The sequence below is a fragment of the Nonomuraea sp. NPDC049309 genome (assembly GCF_043196965.1).
Taxonomy (GTDB): Bacteria; Actinomycetota; Actinomycetes; order Streptosporangiales; family Streptosporangiaceae; genus Nonomuraea; species Nonomuraea fastidiosa.
The window spans coordinates 401,208-413,861 of the sequence record NZ_JBICSH010000002.1; the positions used below are offsets into that span (position 1 = coordinate 401,208).

The 12,654-nt window shown below is 70.5% G+C and carries 11 protein-coding genes and 1 pseudogene; 6 read left to right on the forward strand and 6 right to left on the reverse strand.

The features are described from left to right. Positions 1 to 3 precede the first annotated feature (3 nt). The 4 genes and pseudogenes from dnaJ (at position 4) to ACGFIM_RS15755 (ending at position 5,215) form a co-directional block, all read left to right on the forward strand. The gene (dnaJ, locus tag ACGFIM_RS15740) at positions 4 to 1,173 is read left to right on the forward strand and encodes a molecular chaperone DnaJ (protein ID WP_393200539.1); all 1,170 of its coding nucleotides are present in this window, start codon (positions 4 to 6) and stop codon (positions 1,171 to 1,173) included. A 6-nt stretch (positions 1,174 to 1,179) separates the two neighbouring features. Continuing rightward, positions 1,180 to 1,503: pseudogene (locus ACGFIM_RS15745) on the forward strand (heat shock protein transcriptional repressor HspR); the annotation flags it as partial. 30 nt (positions 1,504 to 1,533) lie between these two features. After that, a complete protein-coding gene (gene clpB / locus ACGFIM_RS15750; RefSeq protein WP_393200541.1) occupies positions 1,534 to 4,107 on the forward strand; it encodes an ATP-dependent chaperone ClpB in 2,574 nt (857 codons plus the stop codon). Positions 4,108 to 4,474: 367 nt separating this feature from the next. Further along, positions 4,475 to 5,215: a hypothetical protein gene (locus tag ACGFIM_RS15755; protein WP_393200543.1), complete on the forward strand. Its 741-nt coding sequence runs from the start codon at positions 4,475 to 4,477 to the stop codon at positions 5,213 to 5,215. Between the two features lie 492 nt (positions 5,216 to 5,707). Here the strand turns inward: ACGFIM_RS15755 and ACGFIM_RS15760 are convergent, their stop codons facing one another. Then, positions 5,708 to 6,238, reverse strand: a complete 531-nt coding sequence (locus ACGFIM_RS15760) for a tetratricopeptide repeat protein (protein ID WP_393200545.1) — start codon at positions 6,236 to 6,238, stop codon at positions 5,708 to 5,710. 173 nt (positions 6,239 to 6,411) lie between these two features. Here ACGFIM_RS15760 and ACGFIM_RS15765 point away from each other — a divergent pair, with 173 nt between their 5' ends. Then, positions 6,412 to 6,723 (forward strand): hypothetical protein, encoded by a 312-nt coding sequence (locus tag ACGFIM_RS15765; RefSeq protein ID WP_393200547.1) that lies wholly within the window; start codon positions 6,412 to 6,414, stop codon positions 6,721 to 6,723. A 189-nt stretch (positions 6,724 to 6,912) separates the two neighbouring features. On the opposite strand, the gene ACGFIM_RS15770 is transcribed toward ACGFIM_RS15765, so the two are convergent. The 4 genes from ACGFIM_RS15770 to ACGFIM_RS15785 all read right to left on the reverse strand — a co-directional run bounded on the left by ACGFIM_RS15770 (position 6,913) and on the right by ACGFIM_RS15785 (position 10,471). After that, on the reverse strand, positions 6,913 to 7,605 hold the full coding sequence (locus tag ACGFIM_RS15770; RefSeq protein ID WP_393200549.1) for a TetR/AcrR family transcriptional regulator: 693 nt from the start codon (positions 7,603 to 7,605) through the stop codon (positions 6,913 to 6,915). Positions 7,606 to 8,197: 592 nt separating this feature from the next. Further along, positions 8,198 to 8,377 carry a hypothetical protein gene (locus ACGFIM_RS15775; RefSeq protein WP_393200551.1) on the reverse strand — a complete coding sequence of 60 codons (180 nt, stop codon included), beginning with the start codon at positions 8,375 to 8,377 and terminating at the stop codon, positions 8,198 to 8,200. A gap of 105 nt (positions 8,378 to 8,482) precedes the next feature. Then, entirely contained in the window at positions 8,483 to 9,589 is a 1,107-nt protein-coding gene (locus ACGFIM_RS15780) for a CapA family protein (RefSeq protein WP_393200553.1), read from the reverse strand. 60 nt (positions 9,590 to 9,649) lie between these two features. Further along, complete coding sequence (locus ACGFIM_RS15785) at positions 9,650 to 10,471, reverse strand: helix-turn-helix transcriptional regulator (RefSeq protein WP_393200555.1); 822 nt, start codon at positions 10,469 to 10,471, stop codon at positions 9,650 to 9,652. A gap of 142 nt (positions 10,472 to 10,613) precedes the next feature. Between ACGFIM_RS15785 and ACGFIM_RS15790 the strand changes: the two genes are divergently transcribed. After that, a complete protein-coding gene (locus ACGFIM_RS15790) occupies positions 10,614 to 11,999 on the forward strand; it encodes an MFS transporter (RefSeq protein ID WP_393200557.1) in 1,386 nt (461 codons plus the stop codon). A 408-nt stretch (positions 12,000 to 12,407) separates the two neighbouring features. Here ACGFIM_RS15790 and ACGFIM_RS15795 read toward each other — a convergent pair whose 3' ends face one another. Next, on the reverse strand, positions 12,408 to 12,632 hold the full coding sequence (locus tag ACGFIM_RS15795; protein WP_393200559.1) for a DUF397 domain-containing protein: 225 nt from the start codon (positions 12,630 to 12,632) through the stop codon (positions 12,408 to 12,410). Between the last annotated feature and the right edge of the window lie 22 nt (positions 12,633 to 12,654).

Genomic DNA, 12,654 nt, shown 5'->3' on the forward strand with positions numbered 1-12,654 from the left:
TAGATGAGCACCAAGGACTACCTGGAGAAGGACTACTACGCCGTCCTTGGTGTGCCCAAGACCGCCACCGCCGAGGAGATCAAAAGGGCCTACCGGAAGCTGGCCCGCCAATACCACCCCGACACCAACCAGGGCGACGCCGCCAAGGAGAAGAAGTTCAAGGAGATCTCCGAGGCGTACGACGTCCTGTCCGACGCCAAGCGCCGCAAGGAGTACGACGAGGCGCGCACGCTGTTCGGGTCCGGGGTGGGCGGCCAGCGGGCCGGCGGTGGCGGTTTCCCGTTCGACTTCGGTGACCTGTTCGGCGGCACCGGCCCGCAGGGTGCAGGAAGCGCGGGCGAACGGCTCGGCGACCTGTTCGGCGGGCTGTTCAACCGGGGTGGCGCCCGCACCACCGGCGCCACCCGGGCGCGGCGAGGCCAGGACATCGAGTCCGAGGTGACGCTGACGTTCACCGAAGCCGTCGAGGGCACCACCGTGTCGCTGAGGCTGACCAGCTCCGCCGCCTGCACCGCGTGCAGCGGCACCGGCGCCAGGGCCGGCACGACCCCCAGGGTCTGCCCGACCTGTGAGGGCACCGGTGCGGCCAGCCGCAACCTGGGCAGCTTCGCCTTCTCCGAGCCGTGCCGCGACTGCAAGGGCCGCGGGCTGATCGTGGACGACCCCTGCCCTGTGTGCGACGGCAGCGGCCGGGCCAAGAGCACCCGCACCATTCAGGCGCGCATCCCGGCCGGCGTGGCCGACGGCCAGCGAGTGAAGCTCAAGGGCAAGGGCGCGCCGGGCGAGAACGGCGGGCCGGCCGGAGACCTCTACATTCTGACCCACGTCAAGCCGCACGCCGTCTTCGGCAGAACGGGCGACAACCTGACCGTCACCGTTCCCGTGACGTTCACGGAAGCCGCCCTCGGGGCCGAGATCAAGGTGCCGATCCTCAACGGCATGCCGGTCACCCTGCGCATCCCCGCCGGCACCCCCAACGGACGCACGTTCCGCATCCGTGGCAGGGGTGTCAGGAGGAAGGACGGCACCCGGGGCGACCTGCTCGCCACCGTCGAGGTGCTCGTGCCGAAGACGCTCGATGACAAGTCGCGCGAGCTCCTCACCGAGTTCGCCAACGCGACCGCGGGCGAAGACCCGCGCGCCGAGCTGATTCAGCGAGCCAGAAGCGAGTGAGCGGGGATGGACGCCAACTACTTCGATCTGTCAGACGACACCCCTGTCTACGTCATATCGGTGGCCGCGCAGCTGTCGGGGCTGCACCCGCAGACCCTGCGGCAGTACGACCGGCTCGGCCTGGTCAGCCCCGGCCGCACGGCCGGACGCGGCCGCCTCTACTCCACAAGAGACATCATCCAGCTCCGTGAGGTGCAGCGGCTCTCTCAAGAGGAGGGCATCAACCTCGCGGGGATCAAGCGGATCCTCGAGCTTGAGAACGAGAACCTCCGGCTGCGCGAGGAAGTGCACCGCCTGCGCGCCGAGATGGCGATGATCAAGGCGTTGATCCGCTACCAGTTGCCACCGGGGGCCTGAGAAATGGACTACAAGCTCACCCAGAAGAGCCAGGAGGCGCTCTCGGGTGCCGTTCGGCGCGCCGCCGCCGAGGGCAACCCCGAGGTCGCTCCTGCTCATCTGTTCAGCACGCTGCTCACGCAAACGGGGGGCACGGCCGTTCCGCTGCTGGAGGCCGTGGGCGCCGACTGGCGGGCGCTGAAGGCCCGCACCGAGGAGCAGCTCGCCGCGCTGCCGAAGGCGCAGGGCGCGACGGTGGGGGCGCCGTCGACCTCGCGCCAGCTGCTGACCGTGTTGAACACCGCCGCCCAGCACGCCAACCGGCTCGAAGACCTCTACGTCTCGACCGAGCACCTGCTGGTCGGCCTGGCGGCCGACGGGGGTCAGACGGCCGAGCTGCTGAAGTCCCAGGGCGCGACGCCGCAGGCGCTGCTCGACGCCTTCGAGAAGGTACGCGGCCACGCCCGCGTCACCAGCGAAACCCCTGAAGACACCTACCAGGCTTTGGAGAAGTACGGCGTCGACCTGACCGAGCGCGCCCGCGCCGGCAAGCTCGACCCGGTGATCGGCCGCGACACGGAGATCCGCCGCGTCGTCCAGGTGCTCAGCCGCCGCACCAAGAACAACCCGGTGCTCATCGGCGAGCCCGGCGTCGGCAAGACCGCCGTCGTCGAGGGCCTGGCCCAGCGCATCGTGGCCGGCGACGTGCCCGAGTCGCTGCGCGGCAAGCGCCTCATCGCGCTCGACCTGGGCGCCATGGTGGCCGGCGCGAAGTACCGCGGCGAGTTCGAAGAGCGGCTCAAGGCCGTGCTCTCCGAGATCAAGGAGAGCGACGGGCAGATCGTGACGTTCATCGACGAGCTGCACACCGTCGTCGGTGCGGGGGCCGCCGAGGGTGCGATGGACGCCGGCAACATGCTCAAGCCCATGCTCGCCCGCGGCGAGCTGCGCATGATCGGCGCGACCACGCTCGACGAGTACCGCGAGCACATCGAGAAGGACCCGGCGCTGGAGCGCCGCTTCCAGCAGGTCTACGTCGGCGAGCCGTCGGTCGAGGACACCATCGCGATCCTGCGCGGGCTCAAGGGCCGCTACGAGGCGCACCACCAGGTGCAGATCGCCGACAGCGCGCTGGTCGCCGCCGCCGCGCTGTCCGACCGCTACATCACCAACCGCTTCCTCCCGGACAAGGCGATCGACCTGGTCGACGAGGCCGCCTCGCGGCTGCGCATGGAGATCGACTCCCGTCCCGTGGAGATCGACCAGCTCCAGCGCAGCGTCGACCGGATGAAGATGGAGGAGCTCGCGCTGTCGAAGGAGACCGACGAGGCCTCCGTGCAGCGGCTCGAACGCCTGCGCCGCGAGCTGGCCGACCGCCAGGAGGAGCTGAACGCCCTGGTCGCCCGCTGGGAGCAGGAGAAGGCCGGGCTCAACAAGGTCGGTGAGCTGAAGAAGCAGCTCGACGAGGCGCGCAGCGCCGCCGAGCGGGCCCAGCGCGACGGCGACTTCGAGACCGCCTCCCGGCTCATGTACGCCGAGGTGCCGCGGCTGGAGCAGGCGCTCAAGACCGCCTCCGAGGCCGCGCAGCCGGAGAACGCGATGGTCAAGGAGGAGGTCGGCGCCGACGACATCGCCGAGGTGATCTCGTCGTGGACCGGCATCCCCGCGGGGCGGCTGCTGGAGGCCGAGACGGCCAAGCTGCTGCGCATGGAGGAGGAGCTGGGCAAGCGGATCATCGGGCAGCGGCAGGCCGTGCAGGCCGTCTCCGACGCCGTGCGCCGCAGCCGCGCCGGCGTCGCCGACCCCGACCGGCCCACGGGCTCGTTCCTGTTCCTCGGCCCGACCGGTGTCGGCAAGACCGAGCTGGCCAAGGCGCTCGCGGAGTTCCTGTTCGACGACGAGCGGGCGATGACCCGCATCGACATGAGCGAGTACTCCGAGAAGCACAGCGTGGCCAGGCTCGTCGGCGCGCCTCCCGGCTACGTCGGCTACGAGGAGGGCGGCCAGCTCACCGAGGCCGTCAGGCGGCGCCCGTACACGGTGGTGCTGCTCGACGAGGTCGAGAAGGCGCATCCCGAGGTCTTCGACATCCTGCTGCAGGTGCTCGACGACGGGCGGCTGACCGACGGCCAGGGCCGCACGGTCGACTTCCGCAACACCATCCTCATCCTGACCTCCAACATCGGCTCGCAGTACCTCGTCGATCCCAGCCTGGAGAACGGCGCCAAGCGCGAGGCCGTCATGGCGGCGGTGCGCAGCTCGTTCAAGCCGGAGTTCCTCAACCGGCTCGACGACGTCATCCTGTTCGACGCGCTCGGCTCCGAGGAGCTGGCGCAGATCGTCGACCTGCAGGTCGAGCGCCTGGCCCGGCGCCTGGCCGACCGCCGGCTGCGGCTGGAGGTCACGCCCGCCGCCCGCGAGTGGCTGGCGCTCACCGGCTACGACCCGCTCTACGGCGCCCGCCCGCTGCGCCGCCTGGTGCAGTCCGCCATCGGCGACAAGCTGGCCAAGGCCGTGCTGTCGGGCGAGATCGTGGACGGCGACACGGTCAAGGTGGAGCTCGGCGACGACGAGCTGCTGATCCAGCGCGCCGCCTGACGCTCGCCGGCGCGCACCGCCCGAGGGGTTGCTCGCGCCGGCGCCGGGCGCGCGCTCGAGGCCTCTACTCGCGTGGCGCGGACCGTCCCGAGGGGCGCCTGCGGTCCGCTGCGACTGCCGGATCACCAACGGCCTGGCGAAGCGCCGGGCCCCGAGGGGCGCTCGCGGCGATGGCCGGTGCGACCCACGACGTCGAAAGCCCGGAGATCTGCGAGATCTCCGGGCTTCGGCGTGTCATGACCGGGTCATCGGGCCCGGCGTTCGGTAAGGTTCGCCCCACTCTTCGGACAAGCCGCCTCCCCCGGCCAAGATCGCTGACTACGTTGTGCGTTCGTCAGTGCACCGACATCGATGAGGGGGACGTGCGGTGTCATTCCAGAAGATCCGGAGCACGATCGCGGTGGCCGCGGTGGCCGCGGGTGTCAGCTGGCTGTGCGCGGGTCCTGCGGCGGCCCGGACCTGCGCCCGAGCGGAACCGGCGGCGCTGCCCCTGACCCAGTGCGGGCACCACACGGGCATCGAACTCGACGACCCGGGCATCGGCGCCTCGCGCGTGATCACCACCGAGACGAACAGGCTGGCCATGGCGGCCGGTGAGACGGCCAGGCGGCTCGGCCTCACCGGGCTCGCGACCGGCAGGCGGGCGCTCGGCATGAGCGACCTCGGCGGCATCGCGGCGACGTGGGGCATGCCGTCCCTGGCGGGCTCGCCCACGCTGCTTCCCCTGGTCCCGCAGCCGCTCACGATGAAGGACCTCGCCACCATGCGCAGCGTCCCCGCGCTGCCCGAACTCCCCCGCGTGCCGCTGGCCGGCAAGCCGCCCGCGGGCCGGCAAGGAGAGGGCACGCTCGGAGAGAGCAAGCACAGCGCGAACAGGCAGGACCGCAAGGCGCCCCCGCCCCCCACCGTCGCGGGCACCCGCCTCGACTCGCCCATCAAGCTGCACGAGCCGGTACGCGAGGTCGGCTCCCAGGTCATCAGCGAGCTGCTGCCCAAGGCGTTCGAGAGCCTGGAGGGCACCCGCTTCGCCCCCGGCGGCGGCTCCATCATCAGCGGCTTCAGCAGCCTCGGCGGCCTCACCCAGGCTCTCCCGCTGCCCCTGGGCTGACCCGGGCGCCGAGACGCGGTGACCGCCCCGTTCGGCCTCTCCTCACCGGGGCCGGACGATAAGCGCTCCTCACCGGCCCGCACCGGAGCCGGGCGGAGCTCCTCACCCCGGCGTCCGCCGGATCCGGGCGGCGACGCCTCCTCGCCGCCTGCGCCGGAGGTGAGCCACTGTCCGGGCGCGGGTCGTGCCTGCCGCGCCCGGCCTCCAGGCCGGAGGGACCAGGGCAACCGTCCCTCCGGCCACCCCCTCCACACGCCCGGCGAAGACGACGCTGGACGGCCGCACCCCACGACCCGCACCCCACGACCCGCAACGCGCGGCTCGGCCCGCAAGCTCACGCGCTGGACGGCCGCACCCCACGACCCGCGACACACGGCTTGACCCACAGGCTCACGTGCTGCAGGGCCGCACACCCTGCCCCTCGTCCCCGGCCGCGGGCACAGCTGAGGGAGCCCTGCCACGAGCGGCAGGGCTCGTCAGGACGCGCGGCCGTCAGGAGACGAGCTCGTCGAGCTCGTCCTCAGGCAACCCGAGATCGACCCGGATGCGGTAGCGGGTGCGGAGCACCGCCACCTGCTCTGGATCGTTCTCATCGCAGGCGAGGGCGGCCTGGGTGGCCCATTCGAGCCCCCCTTGCAGGTCGCCGTACGCCACGAGCGTCTCGGCGATCGTGTGAGCGGTCGCCGTGGAGACGTTGCCTTCCGCGCGTATCGTCTCGATGATCTCTCTTGCCTCATCCGGCCGATCGAGCTCGAAGAGCGTGTCGGCGATGCCGGCACGCGCGTCGAAACCCGCATCGCCGCCGTCCTCGACCGCGAGCTGGAAGCACTCCATCGCGCGGGCGGGCTGCCCGGCCGCTCGCCACTCCTCGGCGGCGAGGACCAGGATGGACGCCCTGGAGACATCGCCGGACGAATAGTCCTGCGCGACGTCGTAGAGCCGACTGGCCAGGGAACTGTGGTCGTCGGCCAGCAGGGCCTGCTCGAGCAGACGATCAAGGTGCTCACGGGTCACATGCGCCACACCGCGAGACTACCGAGCCACCCGGCTGTTTGCCCGGTCAATCCGCATCGCCGGTCACGTGCAAATTCGGTAACTTCTCCGCCAATCCCACGCCGAGAATGCGTATTCGCCCAGGTCATCGGGCATATAGGCGTCACTCAGCCGCCACAGCGAGCGGAGGGACTGTGATGGGCATGTCCAAGCAGACGACCTTCACGCTGGCCTGTGCCGTGGTGCTGGCGGCCCTCGGGCCCGGGGTGGCCGGCTACCTGTCGGCCCGCCTGGAGTCCATCGAGGCGGCCGAACGCAACCTGCACGCACTGGAGACCCGGCTGCAGATCCGCGAGGCGAGAGAGGCACGCCCGGCCTCGCTCTCGGGCGCATGCGGGAGCACGCCGGCCCCGCCCCAGCTCCAGGACATGCCCGCGACGGCGCTGGCGGAGCAGGAGGAGGCCGAGCGGCGGCTGCCCGAACTTCCTGAGCGGCCGGGCATGGTCCGCTACTGATCCACTCTCAATGCCGGACGGTGCCACGATCCGGACTCGATGCCGGACCGCGCCATGACCCGGACTCGACGCCGGACCGCACCACGACCCGGACTCGACGCCGGACCGCACCACGACCCGGACTCGACGCCGGACCGCACCACGACCCTGTCCCGCAACCGGATCCGGCACCCCGGCCCCCGGTCCCGCCTACTGACCGGCGACCGGCTCCCCGACCGGCCCTCCGGCCGACTCTCTGACCGGCTCTACGGCCGGCCCTCCTGCCGACTCCCCGACCGGCTCTCCTGCCGGCTCTCCGGCGGGGTCCTTCGCCGCGGCCGCGGCGGGTGACCAGGAGCGGAGCTGCCGGGACAGGAATCCTCTGATGAGGTGTTTGGCGGCGTCGATGATCTCGGGCGAGCCCTGCGGGTCCCGGCGGAAGGCCAGTTTGAGCACCGCGTCCCCGGCCTCGACCGCGACGAGCACGGCGAGGTCGAGCGCGGGGCTGTCGGCCAGCCCGAACTCCTTGAGGAACAACCCGCGCAGCCGTCCGGCGATCACGGCGTTGTTGTCGGAGTCGGAGTCGAGCAGGTTGAGATCGACGGCATCGCCGAAGCGCAGGCTCTTGAAGCCGGCGACGGTCCTGTGCATGTCGACGTAGATGTCGATGATCGCGTCGACGGCCTCCCACCAGCCACGAAGGTCCTCTTCGAGGAACCGGCGATCGACCCTGCGGACGAACTCCTCGACGTTGCGCCTGGTGAGCTCCTGGGTGATGGCGCGCTTGTCGGGGAAGAACTGGTAGACCGAGCCGATCGCCACCCCGGCGCGTTCGGCGATGCGGGTGGTCGACAGGGCTTCGTAGCCGATCTCGTCGAGGAGCTGGGCACACGCGTCGAGCATCCGCTCGACCCGTCGGGCGCTGCGGCGCTGCGAGGGCTGCCGCCTGAGAGCTTTCGGCGGGACGCACGCGACATCCATCTGCTGCGGGTCCATTTGCTGCGGCGAGAACACGAAACCATCTTCTCCCGTTGGGGCGATCGTTACCTGCCGAATTCCGGAATCCTCGAAGGAGAGATCAAGCGGGCGAACCCGCGGACGGTTCGAGGCGAAATCCGCGACAGGGCATACCCGATTTTTCCCTGCACGATGACCGCCGTTTACGGTGCACCGCGCGCAATATGCGCGCCGCCACCCGCCCCGGCGAGTACCCGCGCCACGCCGCCGCCCCCGCGCAGCCCCCTCGGCCGTGTACGTGGCGTCGCCCGCGATCCCCGTCGAGACGAAACCCGCGCAGATGACGCCGGCCCCGACGCCGCGCCGCGCTCGGCCATGCCGGCGCGGAAGAGCCGGCAGCCGTGGATGACCGGCCCGGAGATTGACGTCGTGGACACTGCGCCAAGTCGTCAGCGCTGCGATCGAGGAACGCACCGGCGACCGCGATACCGGCATTGTTCAGCACAATGTCCGGTATTCCATTTTCGGATATGCTATTTCACGCGAAGGCTTCCATCTGATCGCCATTCGCCACGCCCACGCGCACGACGTAAGCCGTACCGCGAAAATCATTCACAATAGCGTCGGCCGTCTGCTTCGCCGCGTCGATATCGATACCCGCGCAGACCACCCGCCCGCCGTGCACCGCGACCCCGCCCGATCCCCGAACCGGCCGCACCCATCGGTCCCGCGCTGCGCGCCGCAGACCAGCCGGTCGCGCCCGGGGCGGCGTCACGCGGTCCGCCGACTCCCGCTTTCAGGCGGACGCGCGGACAGGACGCCGTCACTGCGACTCGGGGCGGGAGGACAGCCCCGTGCAGGAGCGCAGCGCCTTCCAGTCGGCCACCGCGCGGGTCTTCGCGGCTCCCGTCATCGGCACCGGCACTCCCCCCTGGATGGTGGCCGGCGTCCAGGCGTCCTTGAGTATCCGCCGCCCGTTGATGGTCAGCGTCAGCACGCCGGTCCTGCCGGTGGTGGCCGGGTCGGAGTTGTAGAAGACGAAGTTGCCCATGCCGTAGTTGACGTAGGCGTCGTCCAGGTAGCCGGAGCCGAGCAGGATGTGCGCGTGCCCGCCGACCACCACGTCGGCGCCCGCCTTGACCAGCTTGGGAGCGAGCGCGCGCTGCGCCTCGTTCGGGCACTTCTGCAGCTCGGTGCCCCAATGCAGGTGGACGATGACGGTGTCGGAGTTCTTGCGCGCTTGTTTGACCGCCTTCAGCAGCGCGGCCTCGTTCTTGGCCGAGGCGAGCCCGCCCTTGGTCGATGTGGCCGTCCACGCCTGGATGAACTCCGTGTCCATCACCTGGGTGGCCCCGATGATCGAGACGCGGTTGCCGTTCACGGTCCTGCGGAAGGGCCGGTACGCCTCGGTGGCGTTCGCCCCGATCCCGACCACGGGGAACTTGGCGCGCTTGATCGCCTTCAGCGAGTCGGCGAGCCCGCTCTCCATGTAGTCCATGCCGTGGTTGTTGGCCATGGACGCGACGTCCACCCCGGCCGCCTTGAGCGCGGTGAGCGCGCTCGCCGGGGCCCTGAACGTGAACTGCTTGCCGGGCGCCGGCGTCCCTCCCGTGGTGATGGCGGTCTCCAGGTTCACCATCGCGAGGTCGGCCTTGCGCAGCACGCTCGCGATCGGCCCGAGCGCGGTGCGGGGGTCGGCGAGCCGGGGGCGGAGGATCCCCTCGAAGTGCACGTCGCCGCCGAAGGCGATGGTGTACGGCCGGCGCTTGGGCTTGGGCTTCCTGGTCGGTTCGCTGGTCGGCTCCTCGGCGGCCTGCCGCTGGACTTCCTTGCGCTGCGGCTGCCGTTCCGGCTCCGCTCCGGGCATGGCCGAGCAGGAGGCCACGGAGAAGAGCGCAGCGAGAACCGGGAGGGCATGGGGGAGTCTCATATGCCGCCACTTCCGCTCGAAACCTGACTTTCAGGGATCGAGCATGCCATGCAGGGCGGTTTACCGGGCAGCCTCCATGAGCTTGGACATCGCCGTACGAGTCGGGTCATCCATTGGCGTATAGACGAGCATTCGCATCTCGGGCACCATGGTGAAACTCGTCACATTGAACCGCAGCAGCCCGTGCTCGACGTGCTTGAACGCCTTCTCCCTCGACCCCGCCTCGGCCACGTCCTGCCGGGCCCACAACCGCGCGAACACCGCGCTCTCCGAGAGCAGCCGGCGCACGAAGTCCTGCCAGCACGGGTCGTCGGAGTGCCGGCTGTAGGCGCCGCGGAAGACGGCGACCAGCCTGGCCAGCTCATGGTCGTGATCGGCCAGCATGAGCGTGGTCGAGGGGCGCGTGCACAGCTGCCAGAGCTGGTTGCGCTCGCCCTCGGGGGCGGAGCAGAGTTCGGGGAAGAGCGCCGCGTACGCGTCGTTCCACGCCAGGGCGTCGCACCGGCCGTTGGAGATGACGGCGGGCATGTCGCCCATGCGGTCGAGAATGATCTGGATCTCGGGCGTGATCTGCCCGGAGCCGTCCGGCACCGGGTCGGCGGCGTGCCCGGCCAGGCGGTACAGATGCTGCCGCTCGGCGCTGTCCAGACGCAGCGCGCGCGCGATCGCGTCGAGGACCTGCGGGCTGGCGTTGATCGGCCGGCCCTGCTCCAGCCACGTGTACCAGGTGACGCCGACCCCGGCGAGCTGGGCCACCTCCTCGCGGCGCAGCCCGGGGGTGCGCCTGCGCGTCCCCGGCGGCAGATCCACCATCTCGGGCGTGATGCGCGCGCGGCGGGAGCGCAGGAACGCCGACAGATCCGTACGTCTTGCCTCAGCCACCTGCATTAATCCACTATGCGTGACATCTGCGGCACTTAGCCAGTTACTCCCAATACCAGTATAAGTGGGCTCTCGTTACTGGTATTGGGGTCACTGCATACTTCACAACATGTCGCAAACCACCGTTGTGTCCTCTGAAGGGGTGACCACCCCACAGGAGGCCCCCAAGGCCGGCGGGCTGCTCCTGACGACCATCCTTCTCGGGCAGTTCCTGGCCATCCTGAACGTCAACATCGTCAACGTGGCCACCCCGACCATCGAGGCCGACCTGCACTCGTCGGGCGCCGGGCTGCAGATGGTCATTGCCGGCTACACCATCGTCTATGCGGTCCTTCTGATCACCGGAGCCAGGGTCGGCGACCTGTTCGGCTACCGCAGAGCGTTCATCGGCGGATTGGCGGCCTTCACCGTGACCACCCTCGCCGCCGGCCTCGCCCCCACGACGGGCTGGCTGGTGGCGGCCCGGCTGCTGCAAGGCGCCGGGGCGGCGATGATGATGCCGCAGGTGCTGACGCTGATCCAGCGCAACTTCCACGGCGCGGCCCGCGGCCGGGCGATCGGCCTGTGGTCCTTGACGATCAGCGGCGGCATCGTGGCCGGCCAGGCGCTCGGCGGAATTCTGCTCGGCATCGGGCTCGGCTGGCGGATCGTGTTCCTGGTGCTGGTGCCCGTCGCCGCGCTCTTGCTGATCACCGCGTACCGGCTGCTGCCCCACGACTCCGGCGGCGGCCGGACCGGGCTCGACCCGCTGGGCCTGGTGACGCTGTCGGCGGCCGTACTGCTGTTCGTGGTGCCGCTCGTGCTCGGCCGCGACCTCGGCTGGCCGCTGTGGGGCTGGATCTCGATGGCGTTGAGCGTGGTGACGTTCGCGGTGTTCGTACGCGTCGAACGCTGGGTCACCGGGCGCGGCGGGCGGCCGCTCGTGGACGCCCGGGTGCTGCGCGCGCCCGGCATGCGGCCCGGCCTCGCCGTCCTGCTCTTCGGCCCGGCCACCTGGGGCGCCTTCCTGTTCACCTCCGCCCTGCACCTGCAAGGCGACCTGCACATGACGCCGCTCGCCTCCGGCATGATGCTGGTGCCGTGCGCGCTGGCGTTCGGCCTCGTCGGGCTCGCCTGGCCGCGCCTGCCCGTACGCCTGCAGCGGCCCCTGCTGCCCTTCGGCTACGTCGTCGCCGCCCCCGCCTACATCGGCCTCGGCCTCGCCGCGAGCGGCGGCGTCGTCTACGCCATCATGAGCGCCCTCGTCGGCGCCGGCCTCGGCGTGCAGGTCGCGGTCACCAACCTCGCCACCGAGCAGGTGGACGGCGCGTACGCGGCGGACGCGAGCGGCGCCCTGCTCACCGTCATGCAGCTCGGCCAGGTCATCGGCGTCGCCGCCGTCGGCACGTTGTTCATCACCCTCGACACCGGCCCCACGGCCTCCTCCGCCCCCATGGCCACGTCCCTGGCGATGGCCGCCCTCGCCGTCCTCGCCGGCCTCAGCTCCCTCTTCCTCACCCGCCGCCCCAAGCCCCTGACCACCGCATGACCGAGCACCCTCCGCCGGGCACCGGGAGATCCCGGGTGGCCCGGCTTTTCGCCGTCATTTCCCGCATCGGCAGCGGCATCGAGATAAGGGGCGAATCATCGCGCTCGCACCGGCCGTTCGGAAAGGCGGGCGGGCGCCTCGTCCGCGGGTGAATGGAGATTCCCATGCATTTTCCTGCCGCGAGCCGCGAGGTCGTCGCCGGCTGCGCGCAGGACTTCAGGATGGAGGATCACAGAGAAGGCGGAGCACTCCGCAGGGAGCTCGCCGCACTTGCGATCGGAAGGGCCAAGAAATAGCGATCTTCAAGAGTGAAGCGGCCCTTTTCAGGGCCGCAGGCGACAAAGGGGTTGCAGCATGCCAAAAGAATGGCCCTGGAGAGTCGGTCGCGGGACCCTCCAGGGCTGTTCGTCACGCGCTCGCGCCCAGCGTGGCCAGGTCGAACTCGTTGTCGCGGACTCCCGCGACGAAGGCGGCCCACTCCTCAGGAGTGAACACGAGCACAGGGCCGTCGTCCTGCTTGCTGTCGCGGATCGCTACGTTGCCATCCGCCAGGGGCGCCACTTCAACGCATGCGGTCGCACCGTTGCAGTAGCTCGCCTTACGCCAGGCCGCCCTTGAAATATTGTCGTGCATATTCTCCCCAAAGGGTCAGAGG